At 63.3% G+C, this 25,383-nt stretch carries 5 protein-coding genes; 1 reads left to right on the top strand and 4 read right to left on the bottom strand.

Translation table 11 applies throughout. The annotated features are described in order from the left end of the window. Positions 1-9: 9 nt before the first annotated feature. From AC6CIA_RS08415 to AC6CIA_RS08430, 4 genes are all read right to left on the bottom strand, one after another. Positions 10-7,863 carry an amino acid adenylation domain-containing protein gene (locus AC6CIA_RS08415; RefSeq protein WP_498311466.1) on the bottom strand — a complete coding sequence of 2,618 codons (7,854 nt, stop codon included), beginning with the start codon at positions 7,861-7,863 and terminating at the stop codon, positions 10-12. A 1-nt stretch (position 7,864) separates the two neighbouring features. Next, complete coding sequence (locus AC6CIA_RS08420; protein WP_498311467.1) at positions 7,865-22,048, bottom strand: non-ribosomal peptide synthase/polyketide synthase; 14,184 nt, start codon at positions 22,046-22,048, stop codon at positions 7,865-7,867. 252 nt (positions 22,049-22,300) lie between these two features. Further along, positions 22,301-23,284 (bottom strand): TauD/TfdA family dioxygenase, encoded by a 984-nt coding sequence (locus AC6CIA_RS08425; RefSeq protein ID WP_498311468.1) that lies wholly within the window; start codon positions 23,282-23,284, stop codon positions 22,301-22,303. A gap of 44 nt (positions 23,285-23,328) precedes the next feature. Continuing rightward, the gene (locus AC6CIA_RS08430) at positions 23,329-24,069 is read right to left on the bottom strand and encodes a thioesterase II family protein (protein ID WP_498311469.1); all 741 of its coding nucleotides are present in this window, start codon (positions 24,067-24,069) and stop codon (positions 23,329-23,331) included. A 153-nt stretch (positions 24,070-24,222) separates the two neighbouring features. Here AC6CIA_RS08430 and AC6CIA_RS08435 point away from each other — a divergent pair, with 153 nt between their 5' ends. Then, positions 24,223-25,356: a cupin-like domain-containing protein gene (locus tag AC6CIA_RS08435; protein ID WP_498311470.1), complete on the top strand. Its 1,134-nt coding sequence runs from the start codon at positions 24,223-24,225 to the stop codon at positions 25,354-25,356. Positions 25,357-25,383 lie beyond the last annotated feature (27 nt).

Here is a 25,383-nt window from a genome sequence, read left to right on the forward strand (position 1 = left end):
TGTCCTCACTCAAGAAATCAGTTTTTCAAGATCATCGAGAGATAGACGTTTGAGGGTCTCCAGAGATTTAGCCAATTCATCCTGAACCGGCGACAAATCAGCGCGCAGGGCTTGGATGCGGTCACAGAACTGTTCCAGGGTGTGCGCAGCGAACAGCTCCCTGAGCGGCACCTGGTCACCCAAGCGCTCCTTGATTCGCGTCACCACCAGGGTCGCCAGCAACGAATGGCCGCCGAGGTGGAAGAAACTATCGTTCAAGCCGATCTGCTGGACGTCCAGCACTTCCTGCCAGATAGTCGCCACTTCCCATTGCAAGTCGGTGCGCGGTGCCTCGTAAGCCAATTGCCGTGGGTTGCCACCGAGTGCCAGCAGGCCTTTGCGGTCGAGCTTGCCATTGGGTGTCAAAGGCAACGCCTCGATCAGGTGCAAATGGCTTGGCACCATGTGCGCTGGCAGGCTGGCCGCCAGATGGCTGCGCAGGCTGTCCACCAGGCCGGGCTGTTCGCCGACCTCCGCTTCAGCCACCACATACGCCAGCAGCTGCTTGCCAGCAGCACCTTCCTGGGTCAGCACCACCGCCTCGCGTACCGCAGGATGCTTCAGCAGGCGGGCTTCGACTTCGCTCAACTCGATGCGGAAACCACGAATTTTCACTTGGTGGTCGGCCCGCCCGATGTACTCGATGTCGCCCTCCGCACCTTGGCGTACCAGGTCGCCGCTGCGGTACAGCCGCTCACCCCGGGTGGAGAACGGGTCAGGTACATAACGCTCCGCGGTCAGCCCCGGACGCATCAAGTAACCACGGCTCACCCCGGCGCCCGCCAGGTACAACTCGGCCGCGACGCCCGCCGGCAGCGCTTGCAACTGTGGGTCCAACAAATAGGCCGTGGTGTTTTCCAGCGGCCGCCCGATATTCGCCTGGCCGCCTGCCACACGCAGGGTGAAGGTCGAATAGGTGGTGTCTTCCGACGGCCCGTACAGGTCGTAGATGCGCTCCACCGCCGTGCTGGCGTACAAACTGTCGACCAGCGCCTGCTTGAGCGGCTCGCCCGCCAGGTTGATGGTTTGCACCGAGGACGGAATCTGCCTGGCCCGCTGCAAGGCGGCAATCGCCGATGGCACGGTATTGATCAGCCGCACCCGCTCCCGCGCCGGTAACTCGGGCAAGGCCAGGGCGTTGTCCGCAAGTACCATGAAACCCCCGCCGGCCAGGGTGACAAAAATCTCCCAGACCGACAGGTCAAAGCAGATCGACGTCGAGGCCAGCACCCCTTGCAGGGCTTCACGCGAATAGGTCGCCAACGACCACTGGACCAGGGCCGCGACGTTGCCATGGGTGATGGCCACACCCTTGGGCTTGCCGGTGGAACCCGAGGTGTAAATCACATACGCCAGGTTGGCCGCGCAGGTCAGCGACGCCGGACAGGTGTGCGGCCAGTCGTGCAGCCATTGCGCGCCGGGCTCGACCAACAGCACTTGCGCCTGCAACACCGCCGGCAATACCTCGCGCAACGACGCTTCGGCCAGCACAACGGCGGCCTGGCTGTCGTCGAGCATATGCAGCAGGCGTTCCTGCGGGTACTCCGGATCCAGCGGTACATAAGCACCGCCCGCCTTGAGGATCGCCAGCAGGCTGATGACCATCTGCGGGGTACGGCGCAGACACACGCCGACTCGCACTTCCGGACCCACTCCCAACGCCCGCAGCTTGTGCGCCAACTGATTGGCCCGCGCATCAAGGGTGGCGTAATCCAGTTGCTCCTCGCCAAACAGCATCGCCAGCGCTTGCGGATCATGCCGGACCTGGGCTTCGATCTGCTCCACCACTCCAGTAGTGGCCCGTGCACGACTCGGCGAACGCCCCCAGGCCAATGCGGCCTGGCGCTGGTCCGGGGACAACAACTCCAGCTCACCCAGCGGCTGGCTGGCATCGGCCATGAACTGGCGCATCAGGTGTTCCAGTTGCTCGGCCAAACGCTGGACGCTTGCTGCATCGAAACAGGCCTGGTCAAAACTGCAACCCAGGGCCAACTCGCGACCCGCCACCGCCACCAGGGTCAGCGGGTAGTTGGTTTGCTCCTGGCGGCGAATCGGCGAAAACCCCAGGCCACTCCCCTGCCCTTGCTGCAAGGCTTCGGACATCGGGTAATTCTCGAACACCAGAATACTGTCAAACAGCGAACCGGCACCCAGTCCGGCCCAGCTTTGAATCTCATACAGGGGCGTATGTTCGTGTTCACGCAGGGCCAGGTTAAGGTCTTGCACCTGCTGCAGCCACTGCGTCACCGTCAGGTGCGGCGACGGCGTGGCAACCACCGGCAAGGTGTTGATAAACAGCCCAATCTGCTGCTCGACCCCGGGCAAGTCCATCGGCCGCCCAGCCACGGTGGCACCGAAGGCAACCGTGGTCTGGCCGGTGTAGCGCTGCAACAGCAACAGCCAAGCCGACTGCATCAGGGTGTTGAGGGTGATCTTTTGCTCACGGGCAAAACCGTTCAACCGCGCGGTAAGCTCGGCGCTGAACAGATGTTCATGGTCCGCATAACCGTTGCCCAGTACGTGTTGCGGGCCCATGGCGCCAGCCAGGCGTGTCGGCTCCTGCAAGTTACCCAGAGCCCCACGCCAGAACCCTTGGCTGACCTCGGCATCACGCTGGCTCAACCATTCGATGTAATCGCGGTAGCGCCCCTGTGCCGCGGCCGGCGCCTGCCCGGCATAGCGCTGCAACACCTCGCCAAACAACTGCGAGGTGCTCCAGCCGTCCATCAGAATGTGATGGCTGGTGTAAATCAGGTGATGAGTACGCGCGTCGGTGCGCACCAGGATTACCCGTAGCAACGGCGCATGATCAAGCTGGAAACCCGCTTGCAACTCCTCGCGGGCCAACTGATCGAGGGCCTGCTCAAGGTGCGCCCGGCCCTGCCAGTCGTGAATCACCAGAGGCATAGACACGCTGCCCAGCACGATCTGTACCGGCGCACTCATCTCCGGAGGCCAGACAAACGCCGTGCGCAGGATGTCGTGGGCGTCCAGGGTCTGCTGCCAGGCTGCGCGGAAGCGCTCGGCGTCGAGTTGCTGGACGTCGACCCGCAACTGGTTGGTGTAGGCCGGGCCGTCCGGCTCGTGCAGGGTGTGGAACAGAATCCCTTGTTGCATGGGCGACAGCGGATAGAGGTCGGCGATATCCCGTGGATTCACTGGCAACCGCTCCAACTGCGCCTGGGTGAAATTCACCAGGTTGAAATCCGACGGCGTCACGCCACTGTGCTGTGCGCTGCAGCAATGCTCGATCAACGCCGCCAGTTCAGCCGCGTAATCGTCGGCCAGAGCCTGCACCGTGTGGCGCTGATACATGCCAGTGCTGAAGGTCCAGCTCAGCTCCAGCTCGGCGCCGTACACCTGACCGTTGATGCTCAGCCAGTTGCTCAACTCCCCCAGCTCGCTGCGCGCGGCACCGTCGGATTCGGCTGCTGGCACAAACAGCGCACCTTGGTCGGCGGCAAAATCAGCGTCGAACTGGCCCAGATAGTTAAAGGTAATCCGTGGTTCGCCAAGGTCGGCCAACGCCGCCTGGCTGGCCGCATCACCGCAGTAACGCAGCAAGCCGTAGCCGATGCCTTTGTTCGGCAGTTGACGCAGTTGCTCCTTGATTTGCTTGATCGAAGCGTCGAGATCGGCAGCCGGGGTCAGCTTCACCGGGAATAAACTGGTGAACCAGCCCATTGTCCGGGAAATGTCCAGTTCATCGAACAAGGCTTCCCGGCCATGCCCCTCCAATTGGATAGCCACTGCCGACTGTTGGCTCCAGCGGCACAGCACGCGGGCCAGTGCGGTCAGCAACAGGTCATTGACCTGGGTCCGGTAGGCGGCTGGCGCGACCTTCAGCAGTTTGTGCGTCAATCCCCGATCCAGGCGGGTCGAGACGACGTGGGCTTGAGACAGGCTCAAGCCGCCGTCCGGGTTGTCGCGGGGCAGGTCCAGCGCGCAGCCCTGCAAGCAATCCTGCCAATACCGCAACTCGGCCTTGAGCACGTCGCTCTGGGCATGGCCCTGCAACCGCTCGCCCCAGGTTTGCAGCGAAGCCCCCTTGTCCGACAGCTTGACCGGCTCCCCGCGCGTCGCCTGGGTATAGGCGCTTTGCAAATCTTCCAGCACTACCCGCCAGGAGACGCCATCCACGACAGTGTGATGAATCACCAGCAGCAGGCGCTGCTGCCCCTCGGGCAGTTCCATCAGTACCGCGCGCAGCAACACACCTTGCTTCAGGTTCAGGCTGCGCTGGGCCTGGTCGGCCAGGGCCTGGACCTCATCCGCCGCCGCCAGGGCCGGCGGCGTCCATAGCCACTCGCCGGGCACGCGGGCCTGATAGTCGGCGCGCCATTGCCCGTCCTGTCGCGTGAAGGCGAGGCGCAGCGCATCGTGCTGCGCAAACAGCGCTTGCAGTGCCAGGTTCAACGCCGTCACATCCAGGCGGGCCTGAGGGTGCAGCAGGATCGACTGGTTCCAGTGATGACGCTCGGGAATCTCCATGCCAAAGAAGCGTGCCTGGATCGGCAACAGCGCTTGGGTTCCGTTGATCTGCAGGGCGCTGGCCGGGGTCGCGGGGGCCTTGACCTCCAGCCATTTGGCCACTTGCGCCAATTGGGCAATGGTCTGTTTTTCGAACAACTGCTTGGGGGTCAGCTTAATTCCGCGGCGCTTGGCCCGGGCAATGATCTGCAGGCTGAGAATCGAGTCGCCGCCCAGTTCAAAAAAGTTGTCGCCCGTGCCTACCTGCTCAAGCTTGAGCACCTGGGCCCAGACTTCGGCCAAAACCTGTTCCAGTTCATTGCTCGGGGCCACGTAGTCTTGAACCTGTGCATCCGGGGCCGGCAGGGCCCGACTATCGAGCTTGCCGTTGGCCGTCAGGGGCAAGCGTTCGAGCAGGATGATCCGTGCCGGCACCATGTAATCCGGCAGCCGCCCCCGCAGTTCGCGGGTCAGTTGTTCGGCATCGGTGGTGGCCGTCGGCGCCGGCACACAGTAAGCGACCAGTTGCAAACGTCCGGCATCCCCCTCCATCGACAACGCCAGCACGGCAGCATCTTGTATGTCATCCAACTGCCGCAGAATGTGCCGGACCTCTCCAGGCTCGATCCGGTAGCCACGGATTTTCACCTGATCGTCGCCGCGACCGAGAAACTCCAGCACGCCGTCGACCCTGCGCGCACGGTCACCGCTGCGGTACACCCGCTCGCCCTTGCACCCTTGCGGATCGGGAACGAAACGTTCAGCGGTCAGCCCTGGCTGATTCAGGTAGCCCTGGGCCACACCGGCACCGCCCAGATACAGCTCCCCCGCCACCCGCGCGGCGACCGGGTTGAGGTAGGCATCCAGCAGGCGCGCGCGGGTATTGGCCAGGGGTTGGCCAACGGGCACGCTCAGGGTCGCGGGGCGTTCGTCCGTCACCTCATGGGTCAGCACGCCGACCGTGGTTTCCGTCGGGCCGTAATGGTTGATGATCCGGCACTCCGGCGCCAATTGCGCCACCTGCTGTACCAACGACCAAGGACACGTCTCGCCTCCCAGCACCAACGCATGGGCCGGCAGTACATCCGCCGGGTTGCCGGCCTGCAACAGGCTGTGCAAATGGCTGGGCACGACTTTCAGCGCGCCGACACGGTGCTCGCTCATGTAACCGGCGAAACGGTCCGGGTCGAAAGCGTATGCCTGTGGCACCAGGTGCAACAGGCGACCGCTGGCCAGCGCGGCAAACAGCATGGTGTGCCCGAGGTCCGCCGCCAGGGTGGAAATCATCGCCAGGCTGGCATCGGTCGGCAGGCGCAGGCGCTGCAGAATCGCTTGCACGTAGTTGCCCAACGCCTGGTGGCTGACCAGTACACCCTTGGGCTGACCGGTGGAGCCCGAGGTGAAAATCAGGTATGCCGGTTGTTCCGGGGCCACGTCAAGCGCCAGTGGAGCAGCGCTGCACGAGGCAAACCGCGCCTCGTCATAGTCAAGCACCCGGCACTGACAATCGATACGTTGATCGCCCGCCGTGCGCAGCAGCCAGGCAGCGCCACTGCGACTCACCACCTGCTGCAAGCGTTCCGCGGGTTGCTGGACATCCAGCGGCAGGTACACGCCACCAGCCTTGAGCACCGCCAGCAGGCCTACGGTCCAGGCCACGCTGCGCTCCAGTGCCAGGGCCACCACCTCACCGTTACGCAATCCCTGCTCGCGCAAGTGCCGGGCCAGGCGGTTGGACTGCTGCTCCAGCGCGGCAAAACTGATGAGTTCTTGCTCGCAGCGCACGGCGATGGCAGCGCCACGGGTTTGGCCGTTGGCCTGCCACAGCGCCAGGAAATGCGGGTGCGGGAAATCTTCCGTGAGCTCTTCGCCAGTCACCCCGGCCACGGCCGGCCGTTGATCAATCAGCGCGGCAGGCGCCGCGACCATGTCCTGCAATACCCCCTGCAACGAGTCGGCAATCGCCTCGACGGTGCGCCGCTCGAACAGATCGGTCGCGTAGCTGAAACTGATCTGCAGGCCATGTTCAGTGTCGGTGAAATCCAGCGCCAGATCGAAACGCGCGTCGTTTTCGGCGATCTCGAACACGTCAATATCCAGCGCGGAAAAACTGCCCTGGCCATTCTGGCTCAGGCCACTGCCCGCCAGGTTTTGGTTGATCTTCACCTGGAACAACGGGTTGTGGCTCAGGTTACGCTCAGGCGCCAGGGCGTCCACCAACTGTTCGAAGGGCAAGTCCTGATGGGCCTGGGCTCCGAATACGGTTTCTTTGACCTGAGCCAGCAACTGCTCGAAGCTCTGCTGCTCATCGACCTCGACCCGCAGTACCTGGGTGTTGATAAAGAAGCCGATCAGGCCTTCGGTTTCGCTGCGATTGCGCCCGGCGTTCGGCGCCCCCAGACGAATGTCGCGCTGCCCGCTCTGACGTGCCAACACCACCGAAAACGCCGCCAGCACCAGCATGAACACGGTATAACCGCGCTCGCTGCCAAGGTTTTTCAGGGCCTGGGACAAGGCTGGCGAGCAATCGGCGGTCAACACCGCGCCCCGGTAACTCGGCACGGGTGGACGCTCGCGGTCCAACGGCAACGCCAGCAGCGGTTGCTCGTCGCCCAGCTTCTGCGTCCAGTACTGCAATTGGCGCTCGCTTTCCCCAGCCTCCATCCAACTGCGTTGCCACAGCGCGAAGTCCGCGTACTGGATCGGTAAGGCCGGCAGTCGCGGCTCATGCTGATGGGCGATAGCGTCATACAGATGGACAAATTCCTCGACCATCAACTGGCTCGACCAGCCATCGGAAACGATGTGATGCAGGGTCACCACCAGCACATGTTCATGGGCGTCGAGACGGTACAGCTTGACCCGCAGCAACGGGCCATTGATCAGGTCGAAGGGCTGCGCCAGTTCCTCGGCGACCAGCGCCTTGAGCCCTGACTCCCCCGCGTCCAGAGCCGCAGTTGGGACGTCGATGCGTTGCAGATTCACCGGCGCGCTATCGTGGATTTCCTGATAAAAAGCTCCGTCTTCAGACACAAAGCGGGTACGCAGCACCTCATGGCGCTGCACCAGCGCGTCGAAGGCCTGGCGCAATGTGGTTTCGTTCAGTTCGCCCTTGAGGCGTACCGCGCGCGGTACGTTGTAGAACGAACTCAGCGGCTCCATCTGCCACAGAAACAGCAGACGCTGTTGCGCAAAAGACAAAGGAATGCGTGGCACGTCATGGCGACAGGCGACAATCGGCAACAGCTTGAAACTGTTGTTGGCCTCGTTCATCTTCGCCAGGATCTGCCGCCGCTGCTCCAGACCCAGGCCGATGAAACGCTTGGCAATACGCTCTGCGGTAGTCTTATCCATTTCAAGCCTCCTCCATCAGGTCCATCATTTTTTCAATATCCGACAGCCCTTCCTCACTCAGCGCCGAGCGGCTTTCGAGCACCGCCTGGGCGAACTCGGCGAGGGTCGGCGCTTCAAAGATCAGGCGCAGCGCAATGTCGATGCCCAGTTGGGAGTTGATGCGCGAGACCGCCTGGGTCGCGAGCAGCGAATGCCCTCCAAGATCAAAGAAGTTGTCACCCAGACCAATGCGCTCGACGTGCAGGATGTCCTGCCAGATCGCGGCGATCTGTTGTTCAATCTCGGTTTCAGGAGCCTGGTAGGCCTGCTGTACCAACAGCGGATCAGCCTGGGGCAAGGCTTTGCGATCCAGCTTGCCATTGGGGCTCAACGGCATCCGCGCCAGGACGATCCATTGCCCAGGCACCATGTAGTCCGGCAGGTGGCGCACCAGGCTTGCGCCCAGCGTGGCGCCATAACGCGACTGTTCCTGCTCGCTGCTCTCCAGCAGTTGCGCATCGCTTGGCACCACGTAAGCCACCAGGCGTTTGCCGGTCGGCCCGTCCTGCGCGATCACTACCGCCTCGACCACCGACGGCTGTTCCATGAGACGCGCCTCGATTTCACCCAGCTCGATGCGCAAGCCACGGATCTTCACTTGATGATCGATACGGCCGAGGTACTCGATCACCCCGTTGACCCGATGCCGCGCCAGGTCACCGCTACGGTACAAGCGCCCGGCACCAAACGGGTTCGCCACAAAACGCTCGGCGGTCAACCCCGGCCGGCGGTGGTATCCACGGGCCAGGCCTGCGCCGCCCAGGTACAACTCACCGGCCACGCCCACGGGCAACGGTTGCAGATCCGGGCCGAGGATATACGTGCCAAGGTTGGCGATCGGCTGACCAATCGGCACGCTGTCGCGCCCTTCGTCGACGCATTGCCAATGCGTCACATCGATGGCGGCTTCGGTGGGGCCGTACAGGTTGTACAACCGGGTCTGCGGCAGTTGCTTGAACAACTGCTGTTGAGCGTCCACCGGCAATGCTTCGCCGCTGCACATCACCTGACGCAAGCCGTGGCAACTGGCCGCGCGCGGGTCCAGCAGGAAGGCCTGGAGCATCGAGGGCACAAAGTGCAACGTGGTGACGGCGTGCTGATTGATCAACTCGACCAGCGCGCCCGGATCACGATGCGCCCCAGGTGCGGCCACCACCAGGCGTGCGCCGGTCATCAGCGGCCAGAAGAATTCCCAGACCGAGACGTCAAAGCTGAACGGGGTTTTCTGCAACACCGCGTCCGCGGCATCCAGTGGATAGGCCTCCTGCATCCAGCACAGGCGGTTGGTCAACGCGGCGTGCCGGTTGCCGGCGCCCTTGGGTTGCCCGGTGGACCCGGAGGTGTAGATCACATACGCCAGGCTTTGCGGGTCCAGTTCGCGCTGTAGCCGATCGGCACTGAAGCTGGCCACCGACTCGCCGAGATCAAGCGGCTGCACACCCTGAGGAATCGGCAACTGCTCGCGCAGGTGCGCCTGGGTCAACAACAGGCCGATGCCACTGTCCTGCATCATGTAGTTCAAGCGCTCCGGCGGGTACTCGGGGTCGAGCGGTACATAAGCGCCGCCGGCCTTGAGCACGGCGAGCAAGCCGATGACCATCTCCAGCGAACGCTGGGCTGCCACACCGACCAGCACATCGGTGCCCACCCCCAGACTGCCGAGGCGCCGGGCCCATTGGTTGGCGCGGGCATCGAGTTCGGCGTAGGTCAGTTGCGTATCGCCGAACACCAGGGCGATGGCCTCTGGCGTACGCTCGACCTGAGCCTCAATCAACTGGTGTACGCCCAGATGCAGCGGGTACTCGACCCGGGTCTGGTTCCAGTCCAGCAGCACCTGCTGGGTCTGGGCCTCGGTCAGCAGCGGCAATGCGGCAATCCGTTGCGTCGGGTCGGCGACAATCGCCTGCAGCAGGTTCTGCCAGTGGCCGATCAGTTGCGCCATGCTCGCCGGGGTAAACAGGTCGACCGCATAGGTCAGGGTCGCTACCAGCTGTTGGTCTGACTCGTAGGTTTCCAGGCTCAGGTCGAACTGCGTGGTGCGGCCACGGGCTTCAATACCGCACAGGGTCAGGCCCGGCAAGGCAATGTCGAGCCCTTTGCGGCCTTCGCCGAGATGGTTGTACATCACTTGGAACAACGGGCTGTGGCTCAGGCTGCGCTCCGGTTGCAAGGCTTCCACCAGTTGTTCGAACGGCAGGTCCTGATGGGCCTGGGCTTCCAGCGCAGTCTGTTTGACCTGCTCGAGCAATTCGCGGAAGGCGCCCTGCCCGTCCACCTCAGCCTTGAGCACCTGGGTATTGACGAAGAAGCCGATCAGACGCTCGGTTTCCACCCGGTTACGGTTGGCGATGGGCACCCCGACGCGAATCTCGTTTTGCCCGCTGTAGCGGTGCAGCAACGTCTGGAACGAGGCCAGCAGCAGCATAAACAACGTGACCTGCTCACGCTGGGCCAGGGCCTTGAGCGAGTGCAGCAGGCTGGCCGACAACGTCACCCCCTGGCTGGCGCCGACAAAGCTCTGGACACTCGGCCGTGGGTAGTCGGTCGGCAGGGCCAATACGGGCTGCTCGCCGCCCAGCTTGTCGGTCCAGTAGGCCAGTTGTCGCGCCTGTTCGCCGTCTTCCATCCACTGCCGCTGCCATTGCGCATAGTCGAGGTACTGCAACGGCAGTGCCGGCAGACTCGGGGTTTGCCCCTGGCTGTAGGCGGCATAGGTTTCAAGCAGTTCGTCGACCATCACCTGCATCGACCAGGCATCAGAGACGATGTGGTGCTGGGTGAGGATCAGGACATGCTCGTCAGCCGCCAGGCGTAACAGTTTCACCCGTAGCAAGGCGTCATGCTTGAGGTCGAACGGGCGATGCGCTTCGGCGTCCACCGCGGCATCGATCCCGGCCACGCTGTCCAGCGCTTGCACCTCCAGTTGCAGGCTGGCCTGGGCCTGAATCACCGGCAGGACCTGGCTGTCATTCTGGGTAAAACCAGTACGCAAAATTTCATGCCGGGCAATCAGGCTGTTGAAGCTGCGCTCGAGTGCCGACACCTCCAGCTGGCCTTGCAGGCGCAGGGCCAGAGGCAGGTTGTAGGCGACACTCTGCGGCTCCAGTTGCCAGAGGAACCATTGCCGCTCCTGGGCATAGGACAGGCGTAGTACCTGGTCGCGAGCCACTGGCAGCAACACCGGCGCCGAACCGGCCATGTCCTGCCCCAGGGCCTGGACAAAGGCGTGCAAGGTACTGTGTTCGAACAAGGTGCGCAGCGCCACTTCAGTGTTCAGCAACTGCCGTACCCGCGACATGACCTGGGTGGCCAGCAACGAGTGCCCGCCCAGTTCGAAGAAGTTGTCCGCCAGTCCCACCCGCTCCAGCTTGAGCACTTCTTGCCAGATCTGCGCGACGTGTCGTTGGCGTTCGGTGCTCGGCGCCATGTAGCTCTTTTGCACCTGGCTGGCGTCCGGCTTGGGCAGGGCCTTGCGGTCCAGCTTGCCGTTGGGCGTCAGGGGCAGGCGCGCCATGAACAGCCAGTACTGCGGCACCATGTAATCCGGCAATTGTTGGTGCAGGCGGTGTTTCAACGCTTCACGCAAGGTTTCTTGCGCCGCGTCGGGCGCCACCAGATAACTGACCAGCACCGGGCCTTGCGCACCCTCCTGGGCCACCACCACGGCTTCGCGCACCTCGGCGTGTTCCAGCAGACGCGCTTCGATCTCCCCCAGTTCGATGCGGAAACCGCGGATCTTCACCTGGTGGTCGATCCGGCTGAGGTAGTCGATCACCCCGTCCGCGCGGTAGCGCGCCAGGTCGCCAGTACGGTAGAAGCGCCCTCCCGGCTCACCATACGGGTTGGGCAGGAAACGCTCGGCGGTCAATGCCGGACGCTCGAAATAGCCCCGCGCCAGGCCATCGCCACCGATCAGGAGCTCACCGGCGACCCCCACCGGGTTGGCCGACAGGTCTTCACCGAGGATGTACAGCGAGGTGTTATTGATCGCCTTGCCCAGATGCGGCTGACTGTGCTCGCTGTTCAACGGCTGCAAGGCCGACCAGATAGTGGTTTCGGTCGGGCCGTAGAGGTTCCAGGTTTGCGCCCCCAGCGCGGTCATGCGCACCGCCAATTCATCGGCCAGCGCTTCACCGCCACACAGCAGGCGACGGCCCGCGAGGACGCCAGCGTTGGGGCTTTCCAGCAGCATGCGCCAGGTCGACGGCGTGGCCTGCAACACGCTGATGCCCTGCGCTTGCACCTGCTTGAGGATCAGTTCCGGATCACGCTGGGTAGCCTGGCTGGCCAGGACCACACGACCACCGACCATCAACGGCGTGTACAGCTCCAAGCCGAAGATGTCGAAGGAGAACGTGGTCAGCGACAGCAGGCGATCCTGCGCGCCGATCCCGGGCGCGGCGGCCATGCTCACGATAAAGTTGGTCAGGGCGCCATGGCGCACCATCACGCCTTTGGGCTTGCCAGTGGAGCCGGAGGTATAGATCGCATAGGCGAGGTTTTCCGGGTCCAGCGGCACCTGCGGGTTCGCCGTGCTGTAGCCGTTCAAGGCCTGGCCCAGGTCCAGCGCCTGCACATGGGGCGCGATCGGCAAGGACAAGTGATCTTGGGTCAGCAGCAGCTTGAGGCCACTGTCGTCGATCATGTAGCCCAGGCGCTCTTGCGGGTACTCCGGATCCAACGGCACATAAGCGCCACCGGCCTTGAGCACCGCCAACAACGCGATGACCATTTCCAGCGAGCGCTCAACCGCCACGCCCACCAGCACATCCGGGCCGACGCCCAGCTCCAGCAAGCGGTGCGCCCACTGGTTGGCCCGGGCATTGAGTTCGGCGTAGCTCAGTTGCTGCTCAGCAAACACCAGCGCCAGTGCCTCCGGGGTGCGCGCCGCCTGTTCCTCGATCAACTGCTGGATGCACCGGCCGGCCGGGTAGGCCACGGCGCTACGGTTCCAGTCTTCGAGTATCACTCGCTCATCCGCCGCCGCCAGCAACGGTATTTGGGCGATGCGCTGCGTCGGGTCAGCCACCACCGCTTGCAACAAGTGCCGCCAGTGTTGCGCCAGGCGCTCGAGGGTGCTGGCGTCGAACAGCTCGCGGGCATACACCAGCGAGGCACTCAGGCTGTCGCGGGACTCGTAGGTTTCCAGTGTCAGGTCGAACTGCGCGACCTGGTTTTCCCAGGCCAGGCCTTCGACCCGCAACCCTGGCAAATCGACGTCGATGCTTTTCTTGCCTTCGCTCTGGTGGTTGTACATCACCTGGAACAGCGGGCTGTGGCTCAGGCTGCGCTGCGGTTGCAGTGCTTGCACCAGTTGTTCGAACGGCAGGTCCTGGTGGGCCTGGGCGTGCAGCGCGGTTTGCTTGACCTGGCGCAACAGCTCGATGAACGCGCACTGGCCATCCACCTCGGCCTTGTGCACCTGGGTATTGACGAAGAAGCCAATCAGGCGCTCGATATCGACCCGCTGCCGATTGGCCACCGGCACACCGACGCGAATGTCGCTTTGCCCAGTGTAGCGATGCAACAGGGCCTGGAACGACGCCAGCAGGAGCATAAACAGGGTCGAGCCTGCGCGTTGTGCCAGTTGTCGCAGGCCGGCGCTCAACGCCGCATCCAGCGCAATGTCCAGGCGGACGCCGCGCTGATCCTGCACGGCCGGGCGCGGCCGATCAGTCGGCAGCTCCAATACCGGTTGTTCACCCCCCAACTGGTGGCGCCAGTAAGCCAGTTGACGTTGCAACTCACCGGCCTCCATCCACTGCCGCTGCCATTGCGCATAGTCGGCGTACTGGATCGGCAGGGCTGGCAGCTCCAGGTGCTGGCCCTGGCTGTAGGCGCGGTACAGGGCAATCAGCTCTTCCACCAATACCTGCATCGACCAGCCATCAGAGATGATGTGGTGCTGGGTCAGCAACAACACATGATCATCCGCCGCCAGCTGCAGCAATTTCACCCGCAACAACGGCCCCTGCTGAAGATCGAACGGCGCCTGGGCTTCGGCTTCCACGGTGGCGGCGATCAACGCGTCACTGGCCAAGGGTTCTGCCACCAGTGGCAATGCCACCGGGGCGTCAATGATTTGCAACGCCTGCGGGTCCTGGGCAAAGCGCGTACGCAGGCTTTCATGGCGTTCGATCAGCGCATCGAAACTGCGAGCCAAGGCTGCAACGTCCAGGCCTCCACGCAGGCGCAGCGCCAGCGGGATGTTATAGGCCGGACTCTGGGGCTCCAGCTGCCAGAGGAACCACTGACGCTCCTGGGCATAGGACAGCAAGAGCGGCTGTTGACGATCCACCGCCAGCAGCGCCGGCTCGTCACCCGCACTGTTCTGACCGAGTGCCTGGACAAAGGCTTGCAAGGTGCTGTGTTCAAACAGCGTACGTAGCGGCAGTTCGATGTTCAGCGCATGGCGCACCCTGGAAATCACTTGGGTCGCCAGCAACGAATGACCGCCCAGTTCGAAGAAATTGTCATTGAGGCCGACGCGCTCCAGTTTGAGCACGTCCTGCCAGATCTGCGCGATGCGCTGCTCCGTTGCAGTGCGCGGGGCCACGAAACGCTGCTGCAACTGACTGGCATCCGGCGCCGGCAGCGCCTTGCGATCCAGCTTGCCATTCGGGGTCAGTGGCAGCACTTCCAGGAACACCCACTGCAACGGCACCATGTAATCCGGCAGGCGCTGGCGCAGGCTGTCACGCAGACTGTCACGCAATGCGTCCTGGGCCAGGTCGGTCGACGCCGGCACCACGTAACCCACCAAGGCCTGGCCGGTGCCACTGTCGTAGACATCGACCGCCGCCTCGCGCACCGCGTCCAGCTCCAGCAGGTGCGCACTGATTTCGCCCAGCTCGATCCGGAAACCACGCACCTTGACCTGGTGGTCGACGCGTCCCACGTACTCCAACAGGCCGTCGTTACGCCGACGGCCGAGGTCGCCGGTGCGGTACAGCCGGCCACCGGCCTCCAGGGCGAACGGGTCCGGCAGGTAGGCCAGGGCCGTGCGCGCCGGGTCACTCAGGTAACCACGGCCAACCCCGACGCCGGCCACCCACAGCTCACCCACCGCGCCCACAGGCACCGGTTGCAACTGGCCGTCGAGCAGATACAGGCGGTTGTTGTCCGTCGGACTGCCGATGGGCAGGCAAGCACCCTGGGTCGCGGCCATTTCCACGCGGTACAAGGCCACATCGTCCGAGCATTCGGCCGGACCGTAAGCGTTGACCAGGCTGATCCTCGGGTAGCGCTGCAGCCAGCGGCGCGCCAGTTCCGGCGGCATCGCCTCACCGGTGGGCAGCATACAGCGCAAGTGCTCGAACGCCATCACCGGCTCATCGAGCAAGCCCTGGATCAGCGACGGCACGCTTTCCAGAACCGTGATGCCGGCCTGCCGTACATGGGCCAGCAAGGCCGCTGGCTCTTGGGCAATGTCGCTCGGCACGATGTCGACGCGCGCTCCGCACAGCGGCGCGGTGAGGAACTGCCATACCGAAATATCGAAGCTCTGCGAGGCGGTCTGGGCGATCACGTCCTGTTCCCCCAGTTCCAGGTACGGCAGTTTGCTCAATTGGTTGTTGAGCATGCCGCCCTGCTCGACCAACACCCCTTTGGGCGTGCCGGTGGAGCCGGAGGTGTAGATGGCATACGCCAGGTGACGGGCGCCGACGTAGATGTGCGGGTTGCCCTGCGCAGCCTCTCCCTGCTGCAGGTCTTCCCAGACCAGCAGCCGTGGCGCGCCTTCTGATGCAAGGCTGGCCAACAGGCTGCGGGCACGCTCGGCACAGGCGGCCGTGCAGAACAACACCGGCGTGCGGCTCAACGCCAGCAGGCGCAGCAGGCGTTCATCCGGCAAATGCGGATCGAGCGGCAGATAGCCAGCACCGGCCTTGAAGCTGCCGATGATCATGCCCAGCAACGGCAGATCACGTTCGGCCAACAAGGCCACCGGCTGGTCAATCTGCACCCCAGCCGCCATCAGCCCATGACCGGCACGGTTGGCCTGGCGGTTGAGTTCGTTGTAGCTCCAATGCCGGTCCAGGCACGACGCCACCGTGCGCTCGCCGTACTGCGCCACGCTGGCCTCGAACAGGCGTACATAACCCTGGTCCAGCGGGTAGGTGCGTTCGGTCTGGTTACAGGCTTCAACCAACTGGTAGCGGTCCGCGTCGGACAGCAGCGCCAAGGCCGAGAATTCGCCATGGAAGCCGCTGACCAGTGCGGCCAGTACGCGCTTCATATCGTGCAGCAAGCGATCAATCGTTGCTTCGTCGAAGAAGCGCTGGTCGTAAGACAGGTGCAGCCCCAGTTCGTCGCCGGGGTAGACCACCACCGTCAACGGATAGTTGGTGTGGGTCCGCGCGCTGTCGGCAATCGCGCTCAGTTCCTGGGCGCCGCTGACCACCGCGCTCTCCAGCGGCGCGTTCTCGAACACAAACAGGCTGTCGAACAACTGCTGGCTGCTGTCGATGCGGCTGCATGCCTGGATTTTCACCAGCGGCAGATGCTCATGCTCACGCAGGGCCAGGTTGTGCTCGAACAATGCCTGCAGCCATTGCTTGACGCTGCCGGTCTGCGGGATGCGCACCCGCAGCGGGATGCTGTTGATGAACAGGCCGACGGTGTCCTGCATTTCCGGGCGACTGATCGGCCGGCCGGCCACAGTCACGCCAAACAACACATCCGACTCACCGCTGTAGCGGTGCATGACCAAGGCCCAAGCCGCCTGGGTGAAGGTGTTGACGGTCAGTTGATAATGCTGGGCCAGTTCCCGCAGGGCGCGACCTTCGCTGCGTTCCAGGTTCAGGTAACGGTCACCTATCTGCGACTGGCCACCCTGACGCTGCATCGGTCGGTCGTAAGGCAACCAGGTCGGTTGCTCGACGCCTTGCAACTCTTCGCGCCAGGCGCTGATCGCCGCCGCCTCGCCCTGCTCTTGCAGCCAGGCAATGAAGTCGCGGTAGCGCGCCGCCGGTGGAGGCATTTGCTTGCCCTGGTAAAGGGTGAAGAAGTCTTGCAACAGCAAGGATCGGCACCAGGCATCGATCAAGATGTGGTGGTTGCTGAGGATGAACCAGTATTGCTGGGGCGCACGACGAATCAGGCGCAGGCTGAACGGTGGCTGCTCCAGCAGGTTGAAGCCTTGCTGGCGCTCGCTCTCCAGCAGGCGCTGCAAATCGGCTTCGTGCTGCTCGGCTGGCACCCCGCTCCAGTCCAGGCAGTCGAGCCGCAACGGAGCATGGCGGTGAATGATCTGCAGCGTTTCACCCTGGTGATCGAGGTTGAACGAAGCCCGCAGGGCATCGTGACGCTGGATGACTTGCTGCCAGGCACTCCGGAAGCGCGGCAGGTCGATGTCACTGTCGATGCAGTAGCGGTCCTGCATGAAGTAAATGCCCGAATTCGGCTCCAGCAAGGTGTGCAGCAACAAGCCTTCTTGCATCGGTGACAGCGGGTAAATGTCTTCGATCTGCGCCAGCGGGGTCGCCAGTGTATCCAGACGTTCCTGAGTCAGGCGGGCCAGCGGGAAGTCCGAAGGCGTGGCGCCACCGGCTTCGGCTTGCAGGCAATGAGCGATCAGCGCGCTCAACTCCTGGCGATAGTCTTCAGCCAATCGCTCGATGGTCGCACGCTCGTGCAACTCACGGCTGAAGGTCCACTGCAACGACAGTTCACCCGCATACACCTGGCCCTCGATGCTCAACCAGTTGGCCAGCGGGGCTTGCTCGTCCTGGGCCACGCCTGACTTTTCGGTGGACGGCACGAACAGTGCGCCGTCGTCGAACTGAGCGTCGAACTGCCCCAGGTAGTTGAAGGTGATGCGTGGTGCCGGCAGTTCGGCCAGGGCCGCCTGTACCTGCGGCTCGCCCAGGTAACGCAGCACACCGAAACCCAGGCCTTTGCCGGGTACTGCGCGCAGTTGCTCCTTGACCGCCTTGATCGAACCGGCCAGATCCTGTGCCGGGGTCAGCTTGACCGGGAACAGGCTGGTGAACCAACCCAGGGTGCGGGTCAGGTCAATCTCTTCAAACAGCTCTTCGCGACCGTGCCCCTCGAGCTGGATCAACACCGATGACTCACCGCTCCAGCGGGCAATGACGCGGGCCAGCGCGGTCAGCAACAGGTCATTGACCTGGGTGCGGTAGGCCGCCGGCGCCTCTTGCAACAACTGGCGCGTCAATTGGGCATCGAAGGTCACGGCGACCTTTTGCCCCAGGGCATTACTCAGCCCGCCTTGTGGGTGATCGCAGGGCAAATCGGCGGGCGCATCGGCCAGCGCCTGCTGCCAATAGTCCAGTTCCTGGGTCAGGGCCGGGCGCTGGGCATAGTCCTGCAACTGTTCGGCCCAGGCCTTGTAGGCGCTGGTTTTCGCCGGCAGCGCCAGGGTTGCAGCGGCCTTGGCCTGGTTCAGCAGGCTTTGCAGGTCTTCCAGCAGCACGCGCCACGATACCCCGTCCACCACCAGGTGATGGATCGCCAGCAGCAGTCGCTGGCTACCGTCCGCCATATTCACCAGCAAGACCCGCAGCAGCGGACCTTGGCCCAGGTCCAGGCTGCGTTGCGCCTCATCACAGAGGGCGTTGAGTTCTTCGGCGGTGGCCGCCTGGCGTTGCCATACCGGCGATACATCCGGCATCGCGGCGTGGGCCTGGGTCCAACCTTGGGCGCTGGCCTCGAAACGCAGGCGCAGGCCATCGTGCTGCTCGATCAGGCGCAATACGGCGGCGTCCACATGGGCCAGGTCAAGGGTTTCCCGCGGGGTCAACAACAACGATTGGTTCCAGTGCGCGCGCTGGGCCATCGGCAGTTCGAAGAACCATCGTTGCACCGGGGTCAACGGCACCTCCCCGCTGACCGGGCCTTGATCGATGGTGACGTCAACGTCGGCTTGGCAAACCTGCGCCAGGCTGCGCACGGTCTGGTGCTGGAACAAGTCCCGCGGGCTGAAGGCAAGCCCGGCTTGACGGGCACGCCCGACGACCTGGATGGAGACGATGGAGTCGCCGCCCAACTCGAAGAAATTGTCTTCCAGGCCGACCTGCTCCACGCGCAAGACGTCACGCCAGATCGCCGCCAGGGCTTTCTCGATATCACTGGCAGGCGCAATGTAGTGCGCCTGCATGCCGACCTCGGCGCGTGGCAGGGATTTACGGTCGAGTTTGCCGTTGGGCGTCAACGGCAGCGCCGTCAGCTGCAGCAGGTGCTGCGGCAGCATATATTCCGGCAGGCCCAGCAGCAGGCTGGCCTTGAGCTGTTCGCGCCAGTCGGCCGGCGGTTGCTCGCAGGTCAATACCAGATAAGCCACCAGTTGCTTGCCGTCCTGGGCCAGGACCACAGCTTCACGGACCAGTTCGTGGTCACACAGGCTGGCTTCGATTTCACCCAGTTCGATACGCAGGCCGCGCAGCTTGACCTGATGATCGAGACGCCCGAGGTATTCGATAACCCCATCGACCCGATAACGCGCCAGGTCACCGGTGCGGTACAAGCGCTCGCCGGCATTGAACGGATCGGGCACGAAACGCTCGGCGGTCAGTCCCGGCCGCCGATGATAACCACGGGCCAGGCCAACACCGCCCAGGTACAGCTCGCCACCCGCGCCGACCGGCAGCAGGCTCAGGCCGGAACCGAGGATATGGGTGCGCAGGTTGTCGATCGGCACCCCGATGGGCACGCTGGCCCGGCGTTCGTCGACACACCGCCAGTGCGTCACGTCGATGGCGGCTTCGGTCGGGCCATAAAGATTGAACAGAGCGGCCCCCGGCAATTTGCCGAACACCTGCTGCTGGGCATCCACCGGCAGGGCTTCACCGCTGCATAGGATGCGCTTGAGACTGCCACAGGCCTCGACCCCGGTTTCATGGATAAAGGCCTGCAACATCGATGGCACGAAGTGCAAGGTAGTGACCTGGTAACGCCCGATGGTTTCGATCAGGCGTGCCGGCTCGCGGTGCTCGCCCGGCAGCGCCACGGCCAGCCGCGCACCGACCATCAACGGCCAGAAGAACTCCCAGACCGAGACGTCGAAACTGAACGGGGTCTTTTGCAGCACCGTGTCGCGCGCATCCAGACTGTAGGCGCGCTGCATCCACCACAGGCGGTTGGTCAGTGCCGTGTGCCGGTTGCCCGCGCCTTTGGGCCGGCCGGTGGAGCCCGAGGTATAGATCATGTAGGCCAGTTGTTCCGGCAGGCATGGCAGGGCCGGATTGACTTCGCTGTAGCCTTCCAGCCAGTCGCCGTCCTGGTCCAGGCACCAGGCCTGGACAGCATCGCCCAGCGGCAGGCTGTCCAGCAGATGGCTCTGGGTCAACAGCAAGCGCACGCCACTGTCTTCAAGCATGTAGCGCAGGCGTTCGCTCGGGTATTCCGGATCGAGCGGCACGTAGGCACCGCCAGCCTTGAGCACCGCAAGCAGCGCCACGACCATTTCCACCGAGCGCTCGGTGGCCACGCCCACCAACAGCTCAGCGTCAGCCGGGGCCGATTCGCGCAACTTGTGCGCCAGGCGGTTGGCACGCTGATTGAGTTGCCGATACGTCAGGACCTGTTGATCGAACAACAGGGCAATCGCCTGTGGCGTGCGCTGCACCTGTTCCTCGAACAACTGATGCACACCGCGCCGCGCCGGGAACTGCGCCTCGGTACGGTTCCAGTCGAGTACCTGGGTCTGTACCTGCAGGGCATCGAGCAGCGGCAGCTCACTGACCCGACGCGCGCTGTCGGCGACGATTTCGCTCAGTATCTTGAGCCAATGACCGGCCATGCGCTCGACGCTCGCCAGGGCGAACAGATCGCTGGCAAACGTCAGGGCCGCCTTGAGCGTGCCACCCTTCTCGTAAGTATCCAGGGTCAGGTCGAACTGGGTGGTACGGCTGTCCCATTCGAGACGGCTCAAGCTGAGCCCGGAACTCAGTTTCAACGCCTCGAGGTCGGCCACTTCCGGCTGATGGTTGTACATCACCTGGAACAGCGGGGTGTGGCTCAGGCTGCGCTCCAGCTTGAGCGCATCCACCAGGCGCTCGAAGGGCAGGTCCTGATGGGCCTGCGCGGCGTTGACCACCTCTTTGAGATCCTGCAACAGGCCAGTGACCGGGGTCTGCTCATCAAAACGCGCACGGATCACCTGAGTGTTGACGAACAAACCGATCAGGCCTTCGACTTCCAGCCGGTTACGGTTGGCAATCGGCACGCCGACCCGCAGGTCGGTCTGGCCGGTGTAGCGATACAAGAGAATATTGAAGGCCGCCAGCAAGACGGTGAACAACGACACATTCTGCTGGCGCGCGAACTGACGCAGTTCATCCGCCAGGGCCGGCGGCAGGTCGAACTCATGACGACCGCCTTGATAGCTGGCCACCGCCGGACGTGGGAAATCGGTCGGCAACTCAAGCACCGGATGCTCGTCGCCCAGTTGCGCCTGCCAGTAGGCCAATTGGCGCTCCTGCTCACCGGCTTCCATCCAGCGCCGCTGCCACAGGGCATAGTCGGCATACTGGATCGGCAGCGGCTCGAGGTTAAGCGCCTCGCCACGACGGTGAGCATCGTAGAAGCGGACGAACTCGTCGATGATGATACTCATCGACCAGCCATCGGAAACGATGTGGTGCAAGGTCAGCAACAGCACATGCTGCTCAGCCTCGAGCTTGATCAGCTTGACCCGCAGCAACGGCCCGGCAGCCAGGTCGAACGGCAGCATTGACTGTTGCTGGGCTTCGCTGCGGACCCTGCGCTCACGCTCGTCATCGGGGAGGATGCTGAAGTCCTCGCGCTCGACAACCAGCGGGGCACTGGCGGGCACTTGTTGCAGACGCTCGTCGGGCAACTGGCGAAAGACCGTGCGCAGGGCTTCGTGGCGCGCCACCAGGCTGGCAAAGGCCTGCTCCAGTGCCGGTTCGTCGAGCCTACCCTTGAGCCGCACGGCACTGGGCAGGTTATAGGCAGCGCTTTGCGGATCAAGCTGCCAGAGGAACCACATCCGTCGCTGTGCGTAGGACAACGCCTGACGATCCTCGACCGCTACACCCGCCGGGATCGGAAACCGAGCAAAATCCACCCCTTCCTTTTGCAAGGCCGCGAGGAACAACCGGCGTTTTTCCAGGGGCAACCCGATAAACCGGCGAGCGAGTTTCAAGGAGTCTTCAGCATTCATTTCTTAGCATCCGGGTCAATAGGCAGGAAGCGCAAAGGCACGTCATCCCTATAAAACGAATGCAGCCGGGGAAAATTAGCGACGGAGAACAACTAACTTGTAGTCGCTGGCGCAGGCTGGAATCAGCCCGGAACGACCTTGAAGCTTGAGGATTTTTGCGCCCGGCGCGGCGGCTTGCAGGGCAGGTCGATAGCGCCACCCTGATGCGGGTCAGATCGCTCCCGCTGGCGCGGGAACGATCGAGGATACCGATTACAACTGGTCGGCGGAAAAGCCTTCGGCCATGGCCACGATGACCTTGCGCTTGCCTTCGAAGGGCGCACGCGCGTGAGCCGCAAGCATGTTGTCGAGCATCAGCACATCACCTGACTGCCAGGGGAAGCTGACCATGCACTCGTCGAGTACCGCGCGGATCTCGTCGAGCACCTGGTCTTCAATAGACGAGCCGTCACCGTAGTAGACGTTGCGCGGCAAATCTTCCTCGTCGACGATGTCCAACAGCGTCTCGCGCACCTCCGGCTGCAGGTTGGAGATATGGAACAGGTGCGCCTGATTGAACCAGACCATTTCACCCGTGCGTGGATGGCGAGCCACCGCCTGGCAGGTCTGGCGGGTGCGCAGTTCGCCGTCATCCTTCCATTCGCAGACAATCCCGTGAGCATCGCAGTACGCCTCGACGACTGTCCGGTCCTCGGTATTGAAGACCTGCTCCCACGCCACATCCAGGCCGTTGCCGAAGTTGCGCACATACATCAGGCCCTTGCTGACGAAACGCTCGCGAATATACGCCGGGATGCGCTTGTAGACTTCGCGGCTATCGGCAATCGGCGTCTCGCCCCCCGCCTGCGCGGCGAGCATGCTGTAGAACCAGATCCGCATTGGCCAGTCACGGGAATAAGCCTGCTCGTTATGCAGCGGAATACTCTGGTGCGCCGGATACTCGGTGGAGGTGTACACCCCTTGCGTAACACTGCTGCGCGGGGTCGAGCCAAACTCATAGTTCAACAAAGGGTGACCAAAACTGGCGGCAAATTCGCGAAACTGCTCGGCGCCCGCCAGGGTAAACCCACGAAACAGAATCCCGCCGTCGCGCAACAGATGCTCATCTACCAACGCCTTGAGTGCTTCAAACACCGCCAGCAGACTGGTGTCTGGCTCAGTGGCCTCGACCAGCAGCGGCAAACGCCCCTGCCCCACCCGTAACGGACCAACGGAAAATCCCAAGGCAACACCCATGACGGGCCTCCTGTAAACAATCAATTGCGCCAGCGGGCGCGGTTCTAGCGAGCGAGTGCGCGCATCTGGACGTAGCGGCGATGATGCGCCTCCAAGTGTTCCTTGATGACCCGCAGCACCCGCGCTTCATGCTCGTGAATAAAGAAGTGGCCACCGGTCATCATGTCCACCGAAAAACTGCCGGCGGTTTCCTTGCGCCAACCCATCAGTTGCTCCGTGGTGGCCTTGTCTTCTTTGCCTCCGAGTACGTGTACCGGGCATTTGAGTGGTGGCCGCTGCAGAGGGCGGAAACCTCCGCACAGCAAGAAGTCGGCACGCAGCACTGGCAGGGTCAGACTCATCAGCTCCTTGTCCGCCAGCACCGCCTCACTGGTGCCCTGGAAAGTGCGCAACTGATCAATCAGCTGCTCATCGGTCTTGGGCTCGGCAAAGTCACGGTCGTAGTCGCTGCGCAGGGTTGGTGCCGCCGTGCCCGAGGCGAACAGCGCCACCGGTTCGGGACAGCCCAAGGCGCGCAACGCATGCGCCATTTCGCACGCCAGCAAGGCTCCCAGACTATGCCCGAACAGTGCATAGGGCGCTTCGAGCGCCGGCTTGTGTTCCGCGGCCAACTGGCGAGCCAGGGCGCGCATGTCAGTGTGCAAGGGCTCATCAAAACGCGAGCCGCGGCCTGGCAGCTCCACCGGATGCACGTGCAACCATTCCGGCAGCTTGCGCCGCCACCGACTGTAGACCATGGCGCTGGCGCCGGAGTACGGCAGGCACAGCAGTGTCAGCTGGGTCACCACGTTTACCTCAATCCATTACGTGTAAAAGGAACGGATGAGCACGCGGGCAAATTAGGCACACGCCAGGCCGTCCGCGGCATCTCCTATAAATTTCATGCAGCAGTGCTCGTTCCCTTGTTCAGACCAATACCCGATACAAGAGGGATCACCGTGGATTTGCATGCCATTCTGACCAAGCTGTTTGCCAATGCCGGTGCCGTCGGCATTGAAGGTATTTTTCAGTTCGCGTTCGCGCCCGAGCAGGCATTCTGGTCCGAGGTCAAGGCCCACAGCCGCACCGAGCGGGGTCGCCATGCCCACCCCGACGTGACCATCGAGGTGACGGAGCAGGATTTCCTGGGGATCATGGGCGGCGTGGCCAACGTCGAAGAACTGTTTGCCAGCGGACGCCTGAAGATCAGCGGCAACATGGGCCTGGCCACGATGCTGCCGCAGATCATCGACCATGCACGCCAGGGTGGCACCAAGACCGAAAAGGTCGACATGAACAAACGCTACCCAACACCGGCACGCTTCAGCGAACGAATTTCAGCCAGCCTGCCGCCTCTGCGCAGCGTGGAACGCCGGCCGCGCAGCGAGGTTTCGGTCAGCGAATTTCGCAGCCGCTACCTGCCCCACGGCATCCCCCTGGTCATCAGCGATGCACTGCAGGATTGGCCACTGTTCAAACTCAGCCGCGAAGAATCCCTGGTGCATTTCGCCGAACTGCAAGGGATCACCCGTCACGGCGATTACGTGAAGAAAACCTTCTCCGCCGATCGCGACTTTCGCTCCACCTCCATGGCGGACTTCATCGCCTCGCTGGACACTCCCGCATCGAAAAACGCCGACGGCACGCCGCCCGCCTACATGGGTAACAACATTTTACCGGCACAGCTGATGCAGCAGATCAAGCACCCGCCCTACTTCGAGCAGTCGCTGTTCATCGCACCACGCATCTGGATCGGTCCCAAAGGCACCCTGACACCACTGCATCGCGATGACACCGACAATATGTTTGCCCAGGTCTGGGGACGTAAATCCTTCATCCTCGCCGCGCCCCATCACCGTGAAGCGCTGAGCACCTGGTCGACATCGCCGGAAGGCGGACTCGACGGCTGCGAAGTCAACCCCGACGCACCGGACTACCAACGTTTTCCGGCCTCCCGCGACGTGAACTTCCTCCGAGTGACCCTGGAGGCAGGCGACCTGTTGTTCCTGCCGGAAGGCTGGTTCCATCAAGTGGAGTCAGTGTCCACCTCGTTGTCCGTGAATTTCTGGGTCAACTCCGGGCGCGGCTGGTAAGGCCCGTCCCATCGCCAGCAGGCCGCC

It is taken from the genome of Pseudomonas sp. GQ91, from assembly GCF_059758795.1.

What these genes read in the sequence shown, in the direction of transcription:
- AC6CIA_RS08420 (WP_498311467.1), bottom strand. Translation starts at nt 22,048, where the DNA reads ATGAATGCTGAAGACTCCTTGAAACTCGCTCGCCGGTTTATCGGGTTG.
- AC6CIA_RS08415 (WP_498311466.1), bottom strand. Translation starts at nt 7,863, where the DNA reads ATGGATAAGACTACCGCAGAGCGTATTGCCAAGCGTTTCATCGGCCTG.
- AC6CIA_RS08425 (WP_498311468.1), bottom strand. Translation starts at nt 23,284, where the DNA reads ATGGGTGTTGCCTTGGGATTTTCCGTTGGTCCGTTACGGGTGGGGCAG.